Here is a 22,708-nt window from a genome sequence, read left to right as displayed (position 1 = left end):
TTTATTTTGTTACCGAACAAAAAGTAGGATAACCTAAATTTTTCATGTGATGAAACCGACAAATAAGGTACGAGTGTAATTTTTTGAGGAGTGAATTGGAATGAATCGAACCAGCAAGCTGTCATCATTTATCGCCCTTATGCTGATGCTTCAATTAAGTCTTGCAGGCTGGGCATCAGAACCACAGCAGGCGTCTGCTGCATCTGCAGGTCCGGTCGCATTAAGCTTGAGTCCGGCAGACGATCTGATTAACGTCCCCATTACTGCTGATTTAAAGATGACCTTTGATGAGAATGTTAGCAAGGGCTCAGGCTCAACTTCTATTTCTATTTATGACTATGCAACAAGTAATTTGGTGGAAAGCATTCCACTATCATCAAATCGTATTACCATTGATTCATCACAGCGCATTGTAACTATTGATCCGTCCCAGTTATTTGCATTAAATACGAATTACTATGTGCTGGTAGAGGCAGGGGCGTTCGTCAATCAATCCAACGGGACTGGATTTGCTGGTATTATTAACGCGAGCAGTTGGAATTTCCGTACCGTTGCATCCGTTGATACTACAAGACCATCCCATACAGGTCTATCTCCTACAGGAAATGCAGCAGCTATTACTACACCGATCGTCATTACATTTGATGAGCCGGTTTATGTAGCCAGCGGAAACGTGCTCATAAGCTCCTTGGAGGACAACAGAGCGATTGCTGTTACTTCTAATGCAGTCAGAGGCAGCGGAACGAATCAAATTATCATACAGCCTCCTGCGGCACTTCAACCGAATACTACCTATTCAGTTGTCGTTCCGAACACGGCCTTTCAAGATGCAGCAGGGAATTTGTATCTTGGGACATCTTGGAGCCTAACGACTGCTGCAGCGCCTGTGAACGTGGCAGCGCCGTTCGTACCGGCAGATAATGCTACATCAGTGCCAACCAATACGACACTTACCATAACCTTCGACAAAAATGTGCAAGCACGCAACAACAAGTTCATTGAGATTCGCAGAATTAGCAACAATACGACATTTGAGCGTTTTAACGCGCTGTCTCCAAGGGTCGTTGTGACCAACAACACCGTCAAAATTACGCCTAGCACTAGTTTGGAGGCTAATACGGCATACTATGTATTAATTGATGCAGGCGCCTTTACACAGCCAGATCCAAACGGCGACCAGTGGTATCACGGAATATCCGGAGCATCGATATGGAATTTCAGTACTGATCCCGGCAATGAAACGATACCGCCAGTGGCTACGGTCTTTACACCAACGACGGGCAGCTCTATAACAAGCCTTGCCTCATTGCTCCAAATTACATTCAATGAGCCGGTGTTTCCAAGCAGCGGAACTATTGAAATTAGAGAATCGACGACAGGTGCGTTGTTCCGCTCTATTCCGATTACATCTGAGCGTGTGACAGGCGGTGGAACTTATCAGTTGACGGTTGACGTGAACAAAGCCATCAGCAGCGAAGCGGAGAAGGCTTTCGTCAATAACACGAAGTATTATGTAACGATTGGTAACCGCGCTGTTAGGGATGCGGCAGGCAATTATTACGCCGGACTTACATCAGCGAATGCATGGTCCTTTACTGTTTCTCAAGATACGGTTAGACCTACATTAACGCTCTTAAGCCCGCTTAACAACGCAGTATCAGTGGGGCTTAGCCAGACCTTCACCGCAACGTTCAGCGAAGCGATCAAGAAAGGCGATAGCGGCTCGATTACGTTCAATCCAATTGGGAATAGTTTGTTGTCTCCTATCACAGCTTCTTATTACGTAGACGGAAGCCAAACTAACGTATTAGTCATATCACCAACTCAAGCATTAAATCTAAATTCACAATATTATATAACGATCGATGCTAGCGCAGTGACAGATTTGGCTGGAAATAGCTTTGCTGGCATACTAAATGAGCATCAATGGACGTTCCGTACATTTGGCTCAGATACGGTGGCGCCAGTCATCAGTAAGATCGAGTGGACCGCATCCACGATTACGATGACCTATAATGAAGATCTGAATGTGAACGCAATTCCATCAACGGGCAGCTTTTATGTAACGGTGAATGGTGCGCCGCGTGCCGTAATTGGAGTGCAAATAAGAGGAGAAGCTGTTTACCTTAGCTTGTCTAGTCCGATTGTGGCAGGACAAGTGGTTAAGCTTTCTTATACGAAAGCAGCCATTGGTCTTATTCAGGATACATCAGGCAATGAAGCAGGAAGTCTTGCTAATCAGGATGTTTCTGGTGCAAAGGATATCACGCTGCCTATATTGGTGGGAGGCAATGCCTCTGGTACCGCGGTTACTTTAACCTTTGATAAAGATTTGATGACCGTAAACAGCTATGCGTATCTCCAGTTTGCTGTGAGTGTTGGCGGAGTGAAATACAATGCGACATCAATTTCAAGCAAAGGCAGTAATATATTACTGACTATTAACGGTACGATTCAGAATTATCAAACCGTTAATGTTACTTATACACCAGGATCATTTCCCATCAGAGACGTAAGCGGCAACTACTTGGCTGCAATTCCAAATTATAGCTTGTACAGCGTGCCCGATACAGGTTTGCCAACATTACAGACGGTGAGCTTCAGCGGAGCTACTGTTACCTTGAAGTATAATAAAACGCTAAATTCGCAGAGTGTTCCATTAGTAAGTCAATACAGTGTAATCGTTGATAATAGTGCTCGTTCTGTCATTCAAGTACGCATATCTGGAGATTCAGTATTATTAACACTAGCATCAGCAGTAAATGCAGGCCAATCCGTTTCTGTGTCCTACTTAGCTTCTATATCATTAATTACAGATTTGAATGGAAACGCAGCAGCATCCTTTAACAATGCCACGTCAAACGGTTCTTCAGGCGGCAGTCAAAACGGGAACATTTATGGTGTCATTGCAAAAGGATCGACGGTAACGATTAATTTCTCAGAATCTTTGAGCAGCAGCTATATTCCCACAACCGTACAGTTTCTCGTTAGAGCTAATGATTCGGTAAAAAATGTATCAAGAGTGGATATCAGTGGATCCTCTGTGATTTTGACGCTTGCTGCTCCTATCGCTGTAGGTGAATCGGTTAATGTTACTTATTATTCTGCTACAACAGGTCTTCGTACTATTAATGGATCGACAATAAATAGTTTTACGAATATAAGTGCAGCAAACCAAACGACGATACTCGATAGTTTATCTGGAGATTATGAAGCATCTGAGGGTGGCGGTATTGGAATAAAAACGACAGCAGCTACCTCGGTAACAGACGTCTCTCCGGCAGGCGTACAAGCTAACCGTTATACGGTAAATGGAGAGAAGATACTAACTGCTTACCAGACAGCTCGTTCAGCAGGCCTTGCTACGCCACGGGTAGCCTTTAAAGTACCTGCATCTGAAAGTGCAGCGATTGTAGCGGTGCCAATCAGTGCATTGGACACAGCCTATCGCTTGAATGCAAACTCAGTTTTCGCGGTACAATTAGGCGATGCGACTTATGAACTGCAGTTGAATGCAGCAGATTTCACTAAGATTAATTCTTTGCTGAGCAACAATAGCGCAAACGGCCAATTGCTCATTCGAATTGACCAAGGCTTATCAACGCTGACGAGTAACATAAGTTCCAAAATAAACAGCTCTAACGCAAGCTTGCTTGCGGGTCCATATCATTTCGACGTTGTAGCTGTCAGCGGTTCTGTACAGAAGCCGCTCAATGACTTCAACGGTTACGTGTCGCGTACGATTCAGACGAGCTTGAATGTCGGCACAGGCAACTCCTCGGTCGTATGGTTCGATCCAACGACAGGAGGTATATCCTACGTTCCTACTGTGATCGAGACGACCAGCGGCAAGACAAAAGCTACGTTCAAACGGAAGGGAAACAGTGCTTATGCGCTAGTGACGAACACCGCGAGCTTCAGTGACCTGTCCAATCACTGGGCAGCGGCATCTATCCACACGTTGTCCCGGAAATACATCGTAGAGGGGATTACGGCAACGAAGTTTGAACCAAACAAAAGCATTACTCGCGGAGAGTTCGCAACCTATATCGCCAAAGGATTAGGACTTAGCAGTGACCGTACAGCAGCAGCTAAGTTCAAGGACGTCAATACGAATACCGCTATGGGGGCATATATTGGTGCTGCCTCAGCAGCAGGAATCGTAGCAGGCAACACAGATGGTACCTTTAAGCCTAACAGTCCAATTACGCGTCAGGAAATGGCCGTTATGATGATGAGGGCAGCGAAGGTTGCTGGACTTACTGTTCAACTTCCACAATCGAGCAATTCATATTTACAGAGTTTTACCGACCGTGCTAAAGTAGGCGCTTGGGCGAAGGAAGATGTCGCGAAGTCGATTTATGCTGGAATTATCGGCGGCAAAACAGCAACGACACTGAGTCCGCTAACGAATGCTACCCGTGCTGAGGGAGCCGTTATGATTTTGCGACTGCTGCAAAAAGTGAGCTTCTTGACACCATAATAATAGAGAAAGCTCCACTCATCGCGAAGATGAGTGGAGCTTTTTTCAAATATAGGGAAGTATAGCATATCTCCATAACCTTTCTATATTTCAATGCGAAACGTTAGTTTATGCCGCCAGAGGAGGACTTCAGCCGTTTCAACTTGGTATGGCTGGAGCATAGGACATATCTATCAGTTGGAATAAAACGATAGTAGTCTTTTATCAGACGTAACTTTTCTATCACTCTTGTAGTCTATAACTATTAGATTAATGGATGGGAGAGTTGCAAATCTAATGGTTAAGGCTCAAAAAAACGATGAACGGCAGTCAGAAGGCTTAGGAAAACGGATTATTATCGTCATGTTGGGTGGAGCGCTGCTCGTTCAGCCGATTGCATCTATTCTACCAAGCAGCTGGCAGAAGGCAATTGGTGCACCGGTAGCAGATGCTGCAGCCAGTGATCCTGTGCTTAAGCTGTCACAGCAATCGTATGTTACTGCAGGGGCTAAACGCTTAGACTATGTTTTCCATACAACGCGGGGCAGCTCGAAGGTGCAGACCAGCGTGCATGTAATTGAAATCGACCTATCTAATCCTTACGTATCCTTAAATGCGATAAGTGGAAAAAATAATAGTATCGGGCAAGTTAACTCGATTCTGAATATGGCGAAGGAAAACGGAGCGGTAGCGGCCATTAATGCGGATGTATTTGTAATGGGGAATGAAGGGGCGCCGATGGGCGGCCAAGTTTCTAGTGGCATGTTTATGTCCAGCCCTTCAAAGCTAAATGGCATGTACGCATTCTCGGTGTCGAAGGAGCGGAAGCCGATGATCGACAATTATTCCTTCGAAGGCTTAGTAACGGCTGCGGATGGCTCCACCTTCTTGCTGGAGGGTTTGAACCAGTCGGCATATGTGCCAGAGACAATGGGCTCAAATTACAGTCATGTGAATAAGATGTATATTTATACTAGCGCTTGGGGCGGTACAGAGCGTCCGAAAAACTCAGGCTCCACGCCAACAGAGGTTTTAGTGCGCAATGGAATCATCGAGGAGATCTCGATTGACAAGGCTATTGCGGGCAAAGCACCAGCGGATGGCTACATTCTCCGCACACATGGAGCAGCAGCGACTTATGTGAAGGAGCATTTGCATATTGGCGAGCAGATAAGAGCCGATTATTCACTTGTATCCCAGACTACAGGAGCTAGGGTGGATCCTGCGTCCTTCGAGATGATGGCCGGTGGTCATACATTGTTAGTCAATGCTGGAGCGTCAGCGCCGTTCTCCCGCGATATTACAGGAGTCAGCGGCTCATCTTATACGTCTAGGTCAGGTGTCGGCTATTCGAAGGATGGAACAAAGGTCTACCTGATTACAAGTGAACGATATAATGGAAACACAGGACTCAACCTGAAAGAGCTTCAGCAGGTAATGCTGCAGTTGGGTGTTTTTAAAGGCGTCAATCTTGATGGCGGTGGCTCAACCACGATGATTGAGCGGCCGCTTGGCAATTACGCTCTCCAGCTATCACATGCAACGCAATATGGCACGACTCAAAGAAGCGTCGCCAATGGAATTGGAGTCTTTACTTCTGCGCCTAAAGGTACATTGAAAGGCATAAATGTTAGTGGAGCAAGCACAATGCTTATAGGTCAAAAGTCGTCTTATTCGCTCAAAGGGTATGATACGTATTACAATCCATTTGATGTAGACAACTCGTCCGCTGTGTGGAGCACTGAGAAGGCAATCGGTACGTTTAAAGGCAATGAATTTACGGCTGCTAAAGCGGGCAAGACGACAATTAGCGTGAAGTCGGGTGCCATTACGACGAAGCAGGATATTGAAGTGGTAGGACAGGATCAAATCACCTCCTTGTCCATTGATACGTCAGCTGGCGTATTGGCAAAAGGAGCGGTTATAACGGCTCCTTTGACCGTTAAACTGAAAAACGGGAGTACACATAAGCTGAGCGCTGACTCTGTGAAGTGGGAGTTTATCGGCTTTACAGCAAGTGTGTCCGGCGATAATTTAACGGTGCAATCGGTGACCGCTGGCGTATCCACAGGTTACGCAATTGCCCGCTACGACGGGTATCCGGCAATGATTCCGTTTACGCAGGGCGAAGCGGTCAGCTCCTTCGAGGATTTCGAGAAGACAGCGTACCCGATTACCTCACAGGTGACACCTGCTGATACAACCACAGGCAGCGTAAAGCTTGTTTCTGATTTTGTAGCACAAACCTCCGCCAAAGCTTTACGGGTGGAATATGACTTCACAAACGGTACGGGAACGAAAGCATCATATGCAGTGTTTAATACAAATGGGCGTACGATAGAAGGATCTCCTACCTCTATGACGGTAGATCTTTACGGTGACAACAGTTTGAACTGGGTGCGCGCGGAGTTCATTGATGCGGACGGCAAGGCCCATCTCCTCGACCTGGCCAAACAGCTGGACTTCACGGGATGGAAAAATGTTAAGGTCAATCTATCGGCAGCAGGAATGAAATTCCCTGTTAAGCTAAAGCGCATTTATGTTGTAACCATTGCGGAAGGTCAGGATGAGCGGTCGCCATCAGGTGCAATTGGACTAGATAATATTAAGCTTCAATATCCACCTACAGTAACGGTAGATACGAATACTAAGGTCGAAATGACTGTAGGTAATACGACTGCAGCGGTTAACGGGAAATCGCTGAAGCTGGATTCGGCGCCGCTCGTTTTGAACGGGGTAACGTACGTGCCTGTGCGTTTTGTATCAGATGCGATGGGATCTAAGCTGCTGTTCAATGGGCAGACGGGTCAAGTAACGGTACTTCGCGGCAATAAATTGATGGAAATGACACTAGGTAAAAAGGATCTCATTCTAAATGGTGCATTGCAAACCTCCGAGGTAACGCCGATCGTCAGGAATAATCGAACCTTGATACCAGTACGCCTATTTTCTGAAAAACTAGGTCTAAAGGTGGGCTACGACGGGAAAAGCAAAAAGATTACCATCGATTAACGATGGACGAAAGATATCCCATCTGTGGTATGATAGAGTAGATTAACCTTTAATACAGAAAGGTTGCCGATCTACAGTGGACCACCTTACAGGCGATATAAATCGAGTGATTAAGAATGCAATTGAGGTCATGGAAGACAGCAAATATCAAATTTATGAAATATGTGAATCAGCGCGCACGGAATTGGAATCGCTGGAGCAGGAGCTTGAAATCGTTCTTCAAGAAACGGTTAAAACGATCGAAAAGGTTGACCAGCTCGAGCAGGACTATCGCCGTGCGCGTATAAGGCTGACAGAGGTTAGTCGGGATTTCGTGCGCTATAAGGAAGATGATATTAAATCAGCCTATGAGAAGGCGACCCAAATCCAGCTTGATTTGATGGTATATCGTGAGAAGGAGTCTTACCTAAAGGCAAGACGGGATGATTTGCAGAAGCGAGTGCGTAATGTGGAAAATTCCATTGAGCGGGCAGAAACGATAGCTTCGCAAATTAATGTCGTGCTTGAATATTTAGCAGGCGACTTGAATCAGGTGACCCGAATCATTGAATCTGCCAAGACAAGGCAGCTGCTAGGCTTGAAGATTATTCTAGCACAAGAGGAAGAGCGCAAACGAATTGCTAGGGAGATTCATGATGGACCTGCGCAATCGCTTGCGAATATCGTTCTTCGAACAGAAATTGCAGAACGTATGCTTATCAAGCAGGAATTTGTGATGGTACAGGAAGAATTAGTAGATTTGAAAGGGCAGGTACGTTCTGGACTAGAGGAAATTCGCAAAATCATTTTCAATTTGCGTCCGATGGCTCTGGATGATCTGGGACTTGTACCTACATTGCGGAAGTTCACGCAGGATTTCGAAGAGAAAACAAAAATACATACCGTATTCGAGTTAATTGGCAAAGAGGCTCGAATGCCCTCTGCAATGGAAGCGGCTATATACCGTTTGGTTCAAGAAGCTTTCACCAATGCGTTGAAGCACGCTAGCGCAACACATGTTAAGCTCGAGATTAACTATCAGCCGCAGCATATTTCACTCCTTATTCAAGACAACGGCGTAGGATTTCACAGCGACTTAATTGAGCAAGACGCTACTCGAAACGCACATTTTGGATTGGTAGGAATGAGGGAGAGGATTGAGCTGATTGAAGGAAGGATGGATATAGACTCAAATCCTGGTAGCGGGACGAAGATTGTAATAGATATACCTACTACTGCCGAATCTAGAAAGGAGTAAGATGATGATGATCCAGAAACCTGCTGGCAATGTGAATACAATCAAAATTTTACTTGCAGATGACCACCAGCTATTTCGTGAAGGACTTAAACGGATTCTGAATATGGAAGATGATCTTGAAGTCATTGGCGAATGCGGAGACGGCATTCAAGTCATGGAGTTTTGCAATCATACGATTCCAGAAATTGTGCTAATGGATATCAATATGCCAATCGAGAACGGTGTCGTTACGACTGAACGGCTGAAGAGCTTGTTCCCTGATGTAAAGGTTATCATTCTATCCATCCACGATGATGAGAGTTATGTGTTTGAAACGCTTCGCAAAGGGGCAACTGGCTACTTGCTGAAAGATATGGAAGCGGAATCGCTCATTAATGCGATTCGCTCTGTGGTACAAGGCCATGCTTACATCCATCCTAAAGTAACAGGCAAGCTTATTAATCAGCTTCGCCGCATGACGTACTTGGACGAGATGGGAATTGTGTCAGGGGCAGCAGCAGCCCAAGAGCCGGGCGTTAAATTCGTTGCAGGCGATGAGAGCCCGTTAACACGTCGTGAAGCTGAGGTTTTAAGGTTGATGGCAGAAGGCAAAAGCAACAAGCTAATTGGCGAGTTTTTATTTATTAGCGAGAAAACGGTTAAAAATCATGTGAGCAGCATTTTGCAGAAGATGGAAGTAGATGACCGTACGCAAGCAGTTATCCAATCAATAAAATATGGTTGGGTTACTTTGTAAAGATACTTGCTAGAAGAATACATACAGAGAAACCCCCGTAATCGATCGATTACGGGGGTTTCTCTGTTTATTTAGCTTGTTTCCGGCAGAGGCTCTATCTAAGCCTCATGATTCTATAAGCTACTTACTTTGCTTCTGCTTGCGGATGGAGATGATTCCTGCCGTAAGTGCGAATGCGCCGATCAGGTAGTAAGGAACGGGACTCGAAGCGCCGGTTTTAGGCAAAGTGTCAAGCGGTACTTGCTCATCCAGCACATCGATCACGGTGTCGGTGGCCGAATCTACCTCTGGATCTACATCTCCGCCACCAACTGGAGGCTGCTCATCGTCTATGATGACAACTTCGGTCTCCTTAGGTGTAGGCGATACCGTTGGTGTAACCTCTGGTGTCGCAGAAGGTGTTGCGCTAGGTGTATTTGTAGGCGCAGAGGAAGGCGTAGTCTCAGGCCTAGGTGTTGTTGGTGTAGTAGGTGTAATTGTAGGCGTAGTCTCAGGTGTAGGTGTAGGTGTTGTCGATGTAGTAGGCGTAGGTGTAGGTGAATTTGATGGTGTAGGTGTAGGTGTTGTACAAGTCTCGCCGCTGTTCACGAGAGAAAGCTCTTTCTCATTGCCCCAAATGACCGTGAGTGTGTTTGGGTTTGCTGTAGTTCGGAGTTCAGGGTTCGATGCAACTGCGTAAGTTGAGACGGTTACGGAAGTATTACCTGGAATATTCCCTTCGCCAGTCTGAGATGAGCCAGGAACCTCCCAGTAGAAAGGAACCTCAATATTACTTTCATTGGTTACGATCCAGCTTCTTGTCGCTTCTGGATCAGCCGAGCACGCGGTAGCTAATTTCAGCTTAGGTGTATTGATAACGATCTGCAATACGCTCGAAGCTGCGGTTACCTCGATTAGCTCACTCGAAGATAAATCCGTTGTAAAACCTGTTAACGTTATTTCCTTCAGGACGTAAGATCCGATTGGCAAATCTTCGAACTTCAGTATGCCGCCTTCGCCTGTTGCTCCAGTGCGGAACAATACATCATTATGCCAAAGCTCAAAGGTAATACCGGCATGTGGAGCACCTTCTGAATGGTTGATATGCTTGTTAACCACGATGCTGCCTGTACATGTGCTTGTAAGCTTTAGCTTCCAGGCTTTAATCTTGTCACCATGCGCGCCTACCCCTAGCTTGGTAATTAAATCGCCGCTGTATATGTCGAGTTGATACGGTTGGCAGCTAGGAAGGCGTACCGTAATGCTGTGGCTGCCGGCTTTTGGATAAATGATCGAATATCCATCGAAGTGGACTTGCTTCTGATAGGGGATTGTCGTTTCACCAGGAGCGGGTTTCCAATCTGCAGGGCCTGCATAGGAGGAGAAGCTTACTCTTACGCAATCCTCAGTCGTCGTAAAGGTAGCTGTTGCCGTACCGTCGCCGTTGTCAACGATGTTGGAATGGGTAGCGATAATATATTCCCTATTGGAAGAGTACCCTTCGCAGCTGTTCTCAGAAGGCGGATCGTCCTCATAAGAATTGTCGCCGTTCCCTCCTTCCGCCAGGGCTATAGAGCCGAACGCGATCGAAAAAATCAATAAGAAGGCTAAACTTAAAGCGACTTGCTTTCTAAAAAAACGCATGTTTCACTCTCCTCTTAGATAGGTTGGTGTTCTAAGAGGGCCGGTTACACTATTCGCTCCATATAATCCAAGTGTCCACATACAGACTATACTTCATCGCTTCCCTGGCTGTTCGAACTTAGCGTTCGTATATCACCGCTTCCTTTCATGTTCACGCATATGTTATATATGCAAGGCTTCGTATTAAAATGATAGCATATATTGTAAATTGCTCAAGGGTGTTTCTTTGTCGCATTTTGACTATTAATCACAGTAATAATAAAGTTGCTCAGGCTATATACACATTTTGTAATCTTGTCCCGTCTGGCGGAACCAGTGGGCTCTTCCGAGCATATAGTGACAGCATAAGGAGGTGGCCGCCATGTTGGAACTTTTATTTATGGTTATTGGCTGTTATGCTCTGGCTGCATTGTCGGTGCATCTGGCTTATCGCATTTGGCGAGGCAGGCAGCAGACTAGCAAGCATTATGTGCTTGTGGCGGACGTTCAGCAAAAAAATATGGAATGGTATATGCGGTCGTTGTTTTCTTTCTCGCGGAGAATGGGTAAGGATGTTCGGCTTACAATTGTCGATCAAGGGGCGACCGATGAAACGCTGGCCATTGTTGAGCGATTATCCAGAGATGGAAGAGCAGTCAAGGTGCATAGTAGTGGAATAAGTACAGCTATTCAAAATGTGGACAGTAAGCGTTCTCAAATGAAGGCTGCTGACGGTACGCAGTTGTTGTGGTTGCTGCAAGCCGAAGGCGTCGTATCGCAATCGGATCACGCTGTGCTGATTGATTTACAGAATCCGTCGGATTTGTCGAAAATGCCATTTTAGGATATAATTTTGACAAATGAATATTTTGGGTGAAGCACACCTGATGACGCGCTGCGCGTTATCGGGTGTGCTTTTTTTCGTTTGCTGCATGTGGGTGCATGAGTAGGAGTAGACGCTGAATATGGGATAGATGATGAAGGGGAGAACAGGGATGAGAGTACAGATCTATGTAATTAAGGTATGCGGAAGCTGGCAGGCGAGGATGACTATTCATGCTGAAGTTGATAAACATTTTTGGATGGATGGCCTCTATGGCGGTTCGGGGCGTCTAAATTCGGATGTCGCAGAAGCGGGATGGCTGCTGCAGGAGGGGATGCCGCTCGGTGATGCTTGTTTGGCTGTGGAATGTTGGGAAACCGCGTATAGTAGCAAAAGATTGAAGACCGTTATTGCTGAGCGGAATAAGCTAGCAGTGGAACGGGTGGACAAGCTTGATCATTTAAATAAGTTTGCAGCTGTATTCCGGAACAATGGGGGGAGCAGCGTAGATGACCGAGAGGCTGCAGAGCTGCTAATAGCCTGTGTGGAGCAGGTAAAGCGCCAAGTGGAGCAAGAAAAAGCAGATGCAGGCCGTAGGCGGTGGCTGCAGTTTGGCGGTAGGTCAAAGCGGCAGATAAAGCTGGGAGCGGAGCGATTGATGAGTTTAGTAGAGCGTTGGGAGAGGGTAGCAGAGGGGAGCGAGGCGGGGAGGAGAACGTGGATGGAGGGAGCGGAGAGTAGAGAAGCGATGAGTGGGATGCGAATGGAAGGAGCGGAGAGTGGAGAAGCGATGAGTGGAATGCGAATGGAGGTAGCAGAGGGGAGCGAGGCGGGGAGGGGAATGCAAATGGAAGGAGTGGAGAGTAGAGAAGCGATGAGTGGAACGCGAATGGAAGGAGCGGAGGGTAGAGAAGCGATGAGTGGAATGCGAATGGAAGGAGCGACGAGCAGAGAAGCGATGAGGGGAATGCGAATGGAAGGAGCGGAGGGTAGAGAAGCGATGAGTGGGATGCGAATGGAAGGAGCGGAGAGTGGAGAAGCGATGAGGGGAACGCGAATGGAAGGAGCGACGAGCAGAGAAGCGATGAGGGGAATGCGAATGGAGGGAGCAGTCCGTGACGAAGCGGAGAGACAAATGCGAGTGAAGAGAGCAGAGCTGGAGCGGATCGCTGCGGGTGCTAAGCGCGCCGCGGCTATGGTGCAGGGACGTGCGCTGCTTCGCAGCGAGGCGCACGCTCTGTTGTCTGGCGCGGGCAGTCCCGGCGCCGCGGCAGACTGGAGCGCCATGCTCCAGCTTGCCGCGCTGCTCGGACTGGTGCGCCTGAGCGGATCGATTGCCGCCGAAAATGGCGGGCAATCGGGGGCGCTGGGACGCCGCAGGCGCGAGCGTAGATGTCTGCGCTGCGGGAGCGGGGAGGCGTCCCAGCACCGCACGGCATGTGCCTCGTGCGGGAGGATCTGCGCCTATTGCACGGCGTGCCTTGGGATGGGGCGGAGCCGGGAATGTGAGCTGCTGGTGACAGGGCAGCGTTCGGGATTGAGCGGAGCAGAGCCTTGCGATGCGATGATGGGCAAGCTGCCGCCAATTGAGCAGCGGCTGAGGAAATGGCAGCTGAGCCCTGCGCAGACGGCGGCAGCAGTAAAGGCGTTGACGTTTGTGGAGGAGGCCTACACGAACGGCCCGCATTTACCTCGAGGAGAACCTTCGAGTCCGAGAGAGTTTCTGCTGTGGGCTGTAACGGGGGCCGGCAAGACGGAGATGATATTTCCTTTAGTGGAGGCTGTGCTGCTGCGAGGCGGGAAGGCGCTCATCGCTACGCCACGCCGTGATGTCGTGATTGAACTGGATCCCCGAATACGCAAAGCTTTTCCGAGCGCGGCTGTGGTGACCTTATACGGAGGAAGCGAGCAGCGCTGGGAGAGTGGTGACATTACGCTGGCAACTACGCATCAACTGCTCCGCTTCTATCAGGGGTTTGATCTGGTTGTAGTGGACGAGCTCGATGCATTTCCGTTCGCCGGCGATCCCCTATTGCATTATGCAGCGGACAAAAGCTGTGCACCAGGCGCAGCAAGGCTGCTCTTGTCCGCAACGCCGCCAAGTGAACTACAGCGGGCAGCGAAGCGCGGCAAGCTTCCGCATGCAAGAGTTCCTGTGCGCTATCATCGCCATCCACTTCCGGTACCCAAGCTGCTTCAAACGCCTGCAGTGAAGCAAATGCTGCAACAGCGGAAGCTGCCGCCGAAGCTGCTCTCCGCCTTGCGAACCTCGCTCGCGCGTGGAGCACAGTTATTTGTGTTCGTACAGCAGATTGCGCAAACAGAGGCAATGGCCGCGTTGCTGCGGGCTGCTCTACCTTGTTTGGCAGTAGCAGCTACCTCTTCACAGGACGCAGAGCGTGCTGACAAAGTACTGCGCTTCCGGGCAAGGGATATTCGTGTGCTCGTTACAACAACGATACTGGAGAGAGGGGTCACCATTCCCAAAAGCGACGTCTACATTCTCGATGCGGACGGTCGTCTGTTCGATGAAGCTTCTTTGGTGCAGATGGCGGGCAGGGCGGGAAGATCGGCGGATGATCCTTTTGGCCATGTCTATTTCTGCAGCCGGGAGCGCAATCGCCCGCAGCAGCAAGCCGTCAGCCACATTCGAACGATGAACCGGATAGCCCGCAAGCAAGGCTATCTGCTCCCCAGCGGTAAAGGAGGCTCGCACCGATGACCGTCTCGCCGCTAGCTTGGCTCAGGCGGCTGCATTCCGCCTTTGCTGCAGGCGCGCAACTGCTCGCGCCAACGTCTGCCGCATGCTTCCTATGCGGCAAACCGCAATCCGCAGCTCGCAGCGTGGGCAGCGCAGTGCAAACGAAGCTGCTGCGCCAGCTTCGGGAGTCTCTCTGCGGAGATTGCCTCTCCGCCATACCGTGGCTGACCCGCATCGCCTGCACTCGCTGTGGGCGAGGAATCCCGTGCGAGGACTGCATTCGCAGTCCGCACGGCGCATTTCAATTCAACCGCAGCGCGGTTCATTATAATTCCGCGATGAGAGAGATGCTCGCCCTGTATAAATACCGCGGCAATGAGCAGCTTGCTCCGCTGCTTGCGGCGATGCTTCTGCCAGTGTTTGAAGCGATGACGACTGAAATCATACTGCGAACCAGTAGAAGCCAAAAACCGAATACGAAGTCTGAAACAAGATTCACAGATTGTTGGGATGCTGTCACCTATGTTCCCGTTAGTATGGAGCGAGAGAACGAGCGGGGCTTTAATCAGGCAGAGCAGCTTGCAAGTCGTATAGCAAATGATTATAACCTGCCGCTCATGCAACTGCTCATTCGAACCCGACATACCGAGAAGCAAAGCTTTAAAAGCCGCGCTGAACGGCAGCGCGACACACAGTCTCTTTTTAACGTCAGAGCGGATCAGCTTCAGCGTGTGTATACGAGAATTTCCAATTCCACGAACGAGAGAAATAAGGGTCAAACGGTCTCTCGTATTCTGTTGATAGACGATATTTATACGACAGGAAGCACGGCGGAGGCTTGCTCGCAGGCCTTAATAGATTCCGCTGCATGGCCGATTGAAATGTATATTTTGACATGGGCACGCTCTTAACTATATGATGACTCCAATGATAGCAATAGATTCATAGTGAAAATGTTGGCGCTTTCGTTTAGAATAATGGTAATAACTGATTCGTTTAACCATAAAAGGAGGGCTCAGAGCGATGAACTTGGATAACTGTCCTCGCTGCGGAAAGCTTTTTGCCAAAAACTTTAGAGACGTGTGCCCGGTTTGCATGCGAGATATTGATAAAGAATACGAACTTTGCGCAAACTATTTACGTGAGTTCAAAGGTTCCATCATAACCGAAGTAGCAGATGCAACGGGCGTATCCGTTAAGCAAATCACGAAATTTATACGCGAGGGCCGCATCTCCATTATGAATGCACCGAATATGTCCTACCCTTGTGAATCTTGTGGGAATCTTATTAGAGAGCATAATCTTTGCGATAACTGCCGCCATCGAATTGAGAAGGACAAAAAGCAGATGTTTCAGGATATAGCAAGAAAAGAAGATTTGAAAAGCGCATTTAATCCAAACGGAGTGTATAAAGGATTAGACAGGTATAAAGATAAATAAACGAAATCATGCTAATATTTTCTTGCCTATAAAATTTCACTTGACTGAAGCCGATAATACTTGTAAAGGTAATCGGCTTTTTTAGTTCCTGTAGATAAATGAGGTGGATAAGATGAAAATAAATGAAACGAATCGGATTGGTGGAGTTAACCCTTACCAGAAGCAAAAGGACGCACGTGTAGGTTCCGCTGATAAGGCGAAGCAGAAGGACGAGGTCCAAATTTCTGCTGCAGCCAAGGAGCTTCTAACATCCAGCAAGACAAACGGGACGGACAGAACGAAGCATATTGAAGAACTGAAGAATTCAGTTGCATCGGGCACTTATCATGTGGAAGCGGGCAAGATCGCAGAGAAGCTGCTTCCTTATCTCGGAAACAAACAATCAGAATAGAACGGGTGAAGAAGCATGTCTGTTTCCCAGATTGTTGATACTCTTCAGCAGCAATATAGGCTTTATGAGCAGCTTCTTGACATTGAGCTGAAGAAGAAAGCTTTGATAATGAAGAATGATGTTCTTACTCTGAATGTGCTTACCCAGAAGGAAAAATTGCTGGCTGCTAATGCAGAGAAGCTGGAGCAGCAAAGAGTTCTCTTAACGGTACGCTATATTAAAGAGATTGGTTTTCGAATCCGGAGCGGCGTGCTGTCTGAACTCATAAAGGCTGTTACTAATCCGAATGAGAAAGAGGAGCTCATTCACATGCACGGGAAGCTTACAAGCTTACTGACACAATTAAAGCATGCGAATGATTTGAATCAGCAACTCATCCAGCAGTCTCTTGACTATTTAGATTTTTCAATCGGTCTCATGGTTGATGATCCGAATGAGGATCTCGTTTATCGTCATCCCATGAATCAGCAAGCAGGCAATCGAAGCAACAAAATTTTTGACAGCAGAGCGTAAGAAGGAGGCAAGTCGATGACTTCAACATTCCACTCCCTGGAAACGTCTAAGCGGAGTTTGATTACACAACAGGTGGCTTTGAGTACATTAAGTCATAACATATCGAATGCTAACACCGAAGGGTATACGAGACAGAAGGTTACCATGGTGGCAACGAGACCAATTGAAGCTTATGGCATATCCAAATCAAATGCCCCAGGGCAATTGGGAACGGGCGTGGAGTATACATCGATAACACGTATTCGGGATGCCTTTTTGGACGCTCAATATCGTGAGCAATCGGATATAGCAGGCAGTACCTCCATACAAGCGGACACGTTAAGTAAGCTTGAGTCCTTTATTAATGAGCCGTCAGAAACGAGTATTCGCACAGTGCTCTCTGGTTTCTGGGATGCATGGTCAGATCTGAGTAAAGATCCAGAGAACGTGACTGCTAGGGAGATTCTGGTAGAACGCACACAGGCATTGACGGATACGTTCAACGGCTTGAGCGGAAAACTAACTGACTTGCAAGATGATTTGAATTCGAATATAGAAGCAACAGCTGCGGAAGCGAACACGATGACGAACTCCATCGCTTCCCTTAATGCACAAATAAAGAAAATCGAGTCTCTCGGTGATAATGCAAATGACTTACGGGATCAGCGTGACTACCTTACTGACAAGCTTTCCAGCCTTGTCAATATTAACGTTACGGAAACAGCCGACGGCTATTCGATTACAATGGGCGGAGCACCTCTCGTAGAGGGAGGGGCATCCACGGCAATGACTCCTGCGACGCTTGCAACAGCTTTCGCTGGCGGTACGCTAACAGGCGGTAAAATTCATGGTATGTATACTTCTTTGAATGATGTTCGGGATCTTTTGCAACAGTTGGACACATTAGCGAATACCATTGCAAATGGCGACGTCGAAGTAACAATACCGGCTGGCTCTGTTCTTCCGGGAACAACGACTCCGACAGCAACAAATCAAGTAATGGTTGTAAAGGGTATTAATGGTCTCCATAAGCTAGGATATACCCTCACGAATCCACCTTCAACAGGCGAAGATATTTTTACGATAAAAAATGGTTCGACTACGATTACGGCTGCAAGCATCCAGCTTAATGCCAGCATTGCAACGGATTCCAATAAAATTGCCTCATCGATGAGGACAACTGTGGAGAATGGTGTAACGACAGTCGTGAAGGGCAATAATAGCTTAGCGTTGCTAATGGGTCAATTATCGGATTTGAAGTTTTCATTCGATGAGACGGCATCAGGCGGAACGGTGAAGATTGCTACAGTTGGTGACTTCTATAGCGCTGTTGTTGGCGCATTAGGCGTTAAAAGTCAAGCGGCTACTCGCGACAATTCCAACGCTGAGGCACAACTAGCCCAAGTAGATAACAGTAGAATGTCGATCAGCGGCGTTTCTTTAGATGAAGAAATGTCAGATATGATCAAATATCAATATGCTTATTCTGCAGCAGCACGCTTCATGACGACGTTTGACGAAATGCTGGATAAACTAATTAATGGTACAGGTACTGTAGGACGTTAATTCCATGAGATCATATAAAGTTAAAGTACTCGATTGTATATTTTTATATAGGAGGCTTCATCATGGCGCTTAGGATTACGCAAGGAATGATGCACTCGCAGCTTTCCCGTAATATCAATAATAACTTAAAGTCGATGTCTTCTATTCAGCAGCAAGCATCATCAGGACTTAAGCTGAATAAAGCATCAGATGATCCGGTAGGCATTACGTATTCCTTGCGTTATCGGTCGGAGCTTGCAAGTAACGAGCAATTTGAGAAAAATACAGATCAGGCGGCATCGTGGCTTGATTTCACAGATACAATCATCAATCAGGCTGGTGATATCATGCAGCGGTTGAAGGAATTGTCAACCCAAGCTTCTAACGGTACTAATCCGCAAGAAGCGCTGGACGCTATAAAAAGCGAAGTTGCAGAGCTGAAAAATCAAATGATTGATATTGCCAACAGCAAAATGAACGGGAAGTACATTTTTAATGGAGAAATGTTCGATAGAATACCATATGATACGACTAATCCGCTTTTTGACGCGAAAGCGGTCGTGACGGATAATACATCTGTTAATTATTCAGTCGGTACGAACGTGAAAATAGGAATTAGCCTTACGGGTAATGATGTATTCGGTGCCGCTAATGCAACGGATAATGTATTTGCAGTTATTGATCGCATTACAACTCAATTAAATAACGGAAATTACACAGGTATTTCCTCTGAAATTCCGAATATTGAAAGCAGCTATGATAGGATGCTAAATGGTCGTGCACAAATCGGAGCCAAGGCAAATCGTGTTGAACTGATGCAAGCTAGATTGGCAGACTTTAAGCTCAGTTTGACGGATATGCAATCGAAGGTAGAGGACGCTGATTTGGAGCAGGTGCTTATTGATTCTAGAACGAGCCAAACGATTTATGAGGCTTCGCTTTCTGTAGGCGCTAAGGTCATCAGCAAATCTTTAATTGATTTTTTACGTTAATATAAGCGGCTCGAATAGTTGAAACAACGATAGGGTATATCATGAAGCTATGGAATCGGTAACGATGCTGTAGCTTCTTCTATTAGTAAATACATAATTGGAGTGTGAACACCATGGAACTCGAAACAAGCAGATTTGGTTTATTGGAGTATGAAGAAGAAAAGGTGATTACCTTTTCGGGAGGAATGCCAGGCTTCAAAAAATATCGATGTTTTACGATTGTTGTTATAGAGGAAAGTCCCTTTCAGTATCTACAGTCTGTAGAGGATGGTTCACTCGCTTTCATTATCGCTTCTCCTTTTGATTTTTTTCAAGAATATGAATTTGACTTGCCAGATCAATTGAAAGAAACGATGAATCTACATAGCAAGGAACAGATTCAAGTCTATAACATAGTCAATGTGCAGGGCGAATTGGATGCTGCAACGATAAATTTGGCTGCACCTATTATTATAAATACAACCGATCTTACAGGCATGCAGTATATATTGCCGAATGGCGGCTATTCTATTCATCAACCGTTGTTTTCAAAGCGTGTATCGGCAGGGGGCGAATGAAATGCTTGTATTGACGAGAAAGAAAGGCGAAGCAGTACTCATAGGCGATGATATTGAAATAAGCATATTAGAGCTAACCGGAGATACGGTGAAGATTGGGATAAAAGCACCGGGAGAAGTGGGTATATTGCGTAAGGAGCTTTATGTTTCAGTAGAGAGTATGAATCAAAACGCAGAGAAATCAAGCATTACTGCAAGTGAACTTATTAATCAGTTCAAAAAAATGAAAAAAGATTAATCAAGCTATAAACAATTACTGAATAGCACCGATAATAAGTATAGAGCTTATTAGAGCAACTGAATAAAGCTTACCACATGGATGTGGGACTAAATAACCATTTCAGGGAGGAAATTACAATGCGTATTAATCACAACATTACAGCTTTGAACACTCACCGCAACATGGGTCTTAACAACGCCGCTGCTGGCAAATCCATGGAGAAACTATCTTCCGGTCTTCGTATCAACCGTGCAGCTGACGATGCTGCTGGTCTTGCTGTTTCCGAGAAAATGCGCGGTCAAATCCGTGGTCTTGAGCAAGCTCAAAAGAACGTACAAGACGGAGTATCGTTTGTACAAACAGCTGAGGGCGCAATGAACGAAGTAAGCTCGATGCTTAGCCGTATGAAAGAATTGAACGTTCAGAAGTTGAACAGCGGAACTTACACAGCTGGCGACATTTCGAACATCAATGTTGAGCTTAATGAGCTTGGTTCGCAAATCGGCAACATCATGAACGACACGAAATTCAATGGTAAGAACATTACTTCTGGCGCATTTATCCAATCTGATGATGCATCGCAATCGATTTCTATCGGTTCGATTTCAACAGGTAGTTTCAGTGGCCTTTCCAGCACTAGCGACCTTTCAGCTGTTGAAACAGCGATTGAAGCGGTTTCCACAGAGCGCGCTAAACTGGGTGCTGTACAAAACCGTCTAGAGTACACTTCGAACAACTTGGGTACAACTGTAGAGAACCTTACAGCAGCTGAATCCCGTATTCGTGATACAGATATGGCGAAAGAGATGGTTAACCTTACGAAGAATAACATTCTTCTACAAGCTTCTCAATCGATGCTTGCTCAAGCAAACTCGCAGCCACAAGGCGTATTGTCCTTGCTGCAATAATTCTTTTAGTAATAAAAGAGATCTTAGATATTCTAAGGTCTCTTTTTTTATATCCATATTTCAGTAGAGAGCATGTATCAAAACGTGGAGAAATCGCGCATTAATGCAAGTGAGCGCATCAACAAGCTTAAAGAAATGAAAAAAGATTAAATTCAGCTATAAACATTTATTGAATAACACCGATAATAAGTATAGAGCTTATTAGAGCAACTGAATAAAGCTTACCACATGGATGTGGGACTAAATAACCATTTCAGGGAGGAAATTACAATGCGTATTAATCACAACATTACAGCTTTGAACACTCACCGCAACATGGGTCTTAACAACGCCGCTGCTGGCAAATCCATGGAGAAACTATCTTCCGGTCTTCGTATCAACCGTGCAGCTGACGATGCTGCTGGTCTTGCTGTTTCCGAGAAAATGCGCGGTCAAATCCGTGGTCTTGAGCAAGCTCAAAAGAACGTACAAGACGGAGTATCGTTTGTACAAACAGCTGAGGGCGCAATGAACGAAGTAAGTTCGATGCTTAGCCGTATGAAAGAATTGAACGTTCAGAAGTTGAACAGCGGTACATACACAGCTGGCGACATTTCGAACATCAATGTTGAGCTTAATGAGCTCGGCTCGCAAATCGGCAACATCATGAACGACACGAAATTCAATGGTAAAAACATTACTTCTGGTGCATTTATCCAATCCGATGATGCGTCGCAATCGATTTCTATCGGTTCAATCACGACATCTGCATTTAATGCTCTTGACAAAGATAGCACACTTTCAGCTGTTGAATCAGCGATTGAAGCGGTTTCCACAGAGCGCGCTAAGCTGGGTGCTGTACAAAACCGTCTAGAGTACACTTCGAACAACTTGGGTACGACTGTAGAGAACCTTACAGCAGCTGAATCCCGTATCCGTGATACAGATATGGCGAAAGAGATGGTTAACCTTACGAAGAATAACATTCTTCTACAAGCTTCTCAATCGATGCTTGCTCAAGCAAACTCGCAGCCACAAGGCGTATTGTCCTTGCTGCAATAATTCTTTTAGTAATAAAAGAGCCCTTAGATATTCTAAGGGCTTTTTTTATATATTTTCATAAAAAACAATGATTTTATACGTATATTTCTATTAATTATGCTAACAAAGACGTGAGATAAGGCCGATATTATAATAAGAAGATAAATGAAAACAAGGTGGGAACATTGATGATGAATATTTCATCCGCACACACCACGACGGGCTATTTGACAGATAAGAAAATAAGTAGCACACCGGAGAAGGAAGCTGCAGTCGTTCAAGCAGTGCAAAATAATGATCGAGTAATCGTAAATGAACAACAAAATGCGTTTTCGAATGGCGATGATTCGCATGTGAAAAGAAGCGTGAAACGTATAATAGAAGCTGTTCAAGGACCGGATACGACCATTGAGCGATCTGTACATGAAGCCACGAATCACATTGTTTACAAGGTGAAGGATAAGGAAAGCGGGGATGTCATTCGTGAAATTCCTGAAGAGAAATTACTCGACGCGGCTGCGCTGCTTATGGAATTGACAGGCATCCTCATTGACGAGAGGGTTTAATAAG

The 22,708-nt window shown here is 46.3% G+C and carries 18 protein-coding genes and 1 riboswitch; of the genes, 17 read left to right on the top strand and 1 reads right to left on the bottom strand.

The window, feature by feature from the left end; all coding sequences use genetic code 11:
* Positions 1-100: 100 nt before the first annotated feature.
* The 4 genes from FGT79_RS15355 to FGT79_RS15340 all read left to right on the top strand — a co-directional run bounded on the left by FGT79_RS15355 (position 101) and on the right by FGT79_RS15340 (position 9,447).
* Entirely contained in the window at positions 101-4,483 is a 4,383-nt protein-coding gene (locus FGT79_RS15355; protein ID WP_138753709.1) for an Ig-like domain-containing protein, read from the top strand.
* A gap of 276 nt (positions 4,484-4,759) precedes the next feature.
* On the top strand, positions 4,760-7,474 hold the full coding sequence (locus tag FGT79_RS15350; RefSeq protein WP_138753708.1) for a stalk domain-containing protein: 2,715 nt from the start codon (positions 4,760-4,762) through the stop codon (positions 7,472-7,474).
* Between the two features lie 97 nt (positions 7,475-7,571).
* Complete coding sequence (locus FGT79_RS15345; protein WP_281285975.1) at positions 7,572-8,711, top strand: sensor histidine kinase; 1,140 nt, start codon at positions 7,572-7,574, stop codon at positions 8,709-8,711.
* Between the two features lie 7 nt (positions 8,712-8,718).
* A complete protein-coding gene (locus FGT79_RS15340) occupies positions 8,719-9,447 on the top strand; it encodes a response regulator (RefSeq protein WP_138754040.1) in 729 nt (242 codons plus the stop codon).
* A 120-nt stretch (positions 9,448-9,567) separates the two neighbouring features.
* Here FGT79_RS15340 and FGT79_RS15335 read toward each other — a convergent pair whose 3' ends face one another.
* Positions 9,568-11,070, bottom strand: a complete 1,503-nt coding sequence (locus FGT79_RS15335; protein WP_138753706.1) for a SpaA isopeptide-forming pilin-related protein — start codon at positions 11,068-11,070, stop codon at positions 9,568-9,570.
* A gap of 29 nt (positions 11,071-11,099) precedes the next feature.
* A riboswitch (cyclic di-GMP riboswitch) is annotated at positions 11,100-11,183 on the bottom strand.
* A 248-nt stretch (positions 11,184-11,431) separates the two neighbouring features.
* Here FGT79_RS15335 and FGT79_RS15330 point away from each other — a divergent pair.
* The 13 genes from FGT79_RS15330 (at position 11,432) to FGT79_RS15270 (ending at position 22,704) form a co-directional block, all read left to right on the top strand.
* On the top strand, positions 11,432-11,893 hold the full coding sequence (locus tag FGT79_RS15330) for a hypothetical protein (protein WP_138753705.1): 462 nt from the start codon (positions 11,432-11,434) through the stop codon (positions 11,891-11,893).
* A 151-nt stretch (positions 11,894-12,044) separates the two neighbouring features.
* Complete coding sequence (locus FGT79_RS15325) at positions 12,045-14,594, top strand: ATP-dependent helicase ComFA (protein ID WP_246096451.1); 2,550 nt, start codon at positions 12,045-12,047, stop codon at positions 14,592-14,594.
* Positions 14,591-15,484 (top strand): ComFC family protein, encoded by an 894-nt coding sequence (locus FGT79_RS15320; RefSeq protein WP_138753704.1) that lies wholly within the window; start codon positions 14,591-14,593, stop codon positions 15,482-15,484. The genes FGT79_RS15325 and FGT79_RS15320 overlap by 4 nt, the downstream gene beginning before the upstream one ends.
* A gap of 112 nt (positions 15,485-15,596) precedes the next feature.
* On the top strand, positions 15,597-16,013 hold the full coding sequence (locus tag FGT79_RS15315; protein WP_138753703.1) for a TIGR03826 family flagellar region protein: 417 nt from the start codon (positions 15,597-15,599) through the stop codon (positions 16,011-16,013).
* Between the two features lie 112 nt (positions 16,014-16,125).
* Complete coding sequence (gene flgM / locus FGT79_RS15310; protein WP_138753702.1) at positions 16,126-16,404, top strand: flagellar biosynthesis anti-sigma factor FlgM; 279 nt, start codon at positions 16,126-16,128, stop codon at positions 16,402-16,404.
* Between the two features lie 15 nt (positions 16,405-16,419).
* Positions 16,420-16,917, top strand: a complete 498-nt coding sequence (locus tag FGT79_RS15305) for a flagellar protein FlgN (protein ID WP_138753701.1) — start codon at positions 16,420-16,422, stop codon at positions 16,915-16,917.
* Between the two features lie 15 nt (positions 16,918-16,932).
* On the top strand, positions 16,933-18,462 hold the full coding sequence (gene flgK / locus FGT79_RS15300) for a flagellar hook-associated protein FlgK (protein WP_138753700.1): 1,530 nt from the start codon (positions 16,933-16,935) through the stop codon (positions 18,460-18,462).
* 62 nt (positions 18,463-18,524) lie between these two features.
* Positions 18,525-19,433, top strand: coding sequence for a flagellar hook-associated protein FlgL (gene flgL, locus FGT79_RS15295; protein ID WP_138753699.1), 909 nt, complete (start codon positions 18,525-18,527; stop codon positions 19,431-19,433).
* A 113-nt stretch (positions 19,434-19,546) separates the two neighbouring features.
* A complete protein-coding gene (fliW, locus tag FGT79_RS15290) occupies positions 19,547-19,990 on the top strand; it encodes a flagellar assembly protein FliW (RefSeq protein ID WP_138753698.1) in 444 nt (147 codons plus the stop codon).
* 1 nt (position 19,991) lies between these two features.
* Complete coding sequence (gene csrA, locus FGT79_RS15285; RefSeq protein WP_138753697.1) at positions 19,992-20,228, top strand: carbon storage regulator CsrA; 237 nt, start codon at positions 19,992-19,994, stop codon at positions 20,226-20,228.
* Positions 20,229-20,347: 119 nt separating this feature from the next.
* A complete protein-coding gene (locus tag FGT79_RS15280; RefSeq protein WP_138753696.1) occupies positions 20,348-21,118 on the top strand; it encodes a flagellin N-terminal helical domain-containing protein in 771 nt (256 codons plus the stop codon).
* A 270-nt stretch (positions 21,119-21,388) separates the two neighbouring features.
* Positions 21,389-22,159, top strand: coding sequence for a flagellin N-terminal helical domain-containing protein (locus FGT79_RS15275; RefSeq protein WP_138753695.1), 771 nt, complete (start codon positions 21,389-21,391; stop codon positions 22,157-22,159).
* A gap of 167 nt (positions 22,160-22,326) precedes the next feature.
* Entirely contained in the window at positions 22,327-22,704 is a 378-nt protein-coding gene (locus tag FGT79_RS15270; RefSeq protein ID WP_246096450.1) for a flagellar protein FlaG, read from the top strand.
* Positions 22,705-22,708 lie beyond the last annotated feature (4 nt).

The organism is Paenibacillus sinopodophylli, assembly GCF_005930355.1.
GTDB classification, from domain to species: domain Bacteria; phylum Bacillota; class Bacilli; order Paenibacillales; family Paenibacillaceae; genus Pristimantibacillus; species Pristimantibacillus sinopodophylli.
This window is presented reverse-complemented; position numbering and strand designations above follow the sequence as displayed.

Bases quoted from the DNA above. Each gene is read 5' to 3' on its own strand.
- FGT79_RS15355 (WP_138753709.1), top strand. From the start codon at position 101: ATGAATCGAACCAGCAAGCTGTCATCATTTATCGCCCTTATGCTGATG.
- FGT79_RS15350 (WP_138753708.1), top strand. From the start codon at position 4,760: ATGGTTAAGGCTCAAAAAAACGATGAACGGCAGTCAGAAGGCTTAGGA.
- FGT79_RS15340 (WP_138754040.1), top strand. From the start codon at position 8,719: ATGATCCAGAAACCTGCTGGCAATGTGAATACAATCAAAATTTTACTT.
- FGT79_RS15335 (WP_138753706.1), bottom strand. From the start codon at position 11,070: ATGCGTTTTTTTAGAAAGCAAGTCGCTTTAAGTTTAGCCTTCTTATTG.
- FGT79_RS15330 (WP_138753705.1), top strand. From the start codon at position 11,432: ATGTTGGAACTTTTATTTATGGTTATTGGCTGTTATGCTCTGGCTGCA.
- FGT79_RS15325 (WP_246096451.1), top strand. From the start codon at position 12,045: ATGAGAGTACAGATCTATGTAATTAAGGTATGCGGAAGCTGGCAGGCG.
- FGT79_RS15320 (WP_138753704.1), top strand. From the start codon at position 14,591: ATGACCGTCTCGCCGCTAGCTTGGCTCAGGCGGCTGCATTCCGCCTTT.
- FGT79_RS15315 (WP_138753703.1), top strand. From the start codon at position 15,597: ATGAACTTGGATAACTGTCCTCGCTGCGGAAAGCTTTTTGCCAAAAAC.
- flgM (WP_138753702.1), top strand. From the start codon at position 16,126: ATGAAAATAAATGAAACGAATCGGATTGGTGGAGTTAACCCTTACCAG.
- FGT79_RS15305 (WP_138753701.1), top strand. From the start codon at position 16,420: ATGTCTGTTTCCCAGATTGTTGATACTCTTCAGCAGCAATATAGGCTT.
- flgK (WP_138753700.1), top strand. From the start codon at position 16,933: ATGACTTCAACATTCCACTCCCTGGAAACGTCTAAGCGGAGTTTGATT.
- flgL (WP_138753699.1), top strand. From the start codon at position 18,525: ATGGCGCTTAGGATTACGCAAGGAATGATGCACTCGCAGCTTTCCCGT.
- fliW (WP_138753698.1), top strand. From the start codon at position 19,547: ATGGAACTCGAAACAAGCAGATTTGGTTTATTGGAGTATGAAGAAGAA.
- csrA (WP_138753697.1), top strand. From the start codon at position 19,992: ATGCTTGTATTGACGAGAAAGAAAGGCGAAGCAGTACTCATAGGCGAT.
- FGT79_RS15280 (WP_138753696.1), top strand. From the start codon at position 20,348: ATGCGTATTAATCACAACATTACAGCTTTGAACACTCACCGCAACATG.
- FGT79_RS15275 (WP_138753695.1), top strand. From the start codon at position 21,389: ATGCGTATTAATCACAACATTACAGCTTTGAACACTCACCGCAACATG.
- FGT79_RS15270 (WP_246096450.1), top strand. From the start codon at position 22,327: ATGATGAATATTTCATCCGCACACACCACGACGGGCTATTTGACAGAT.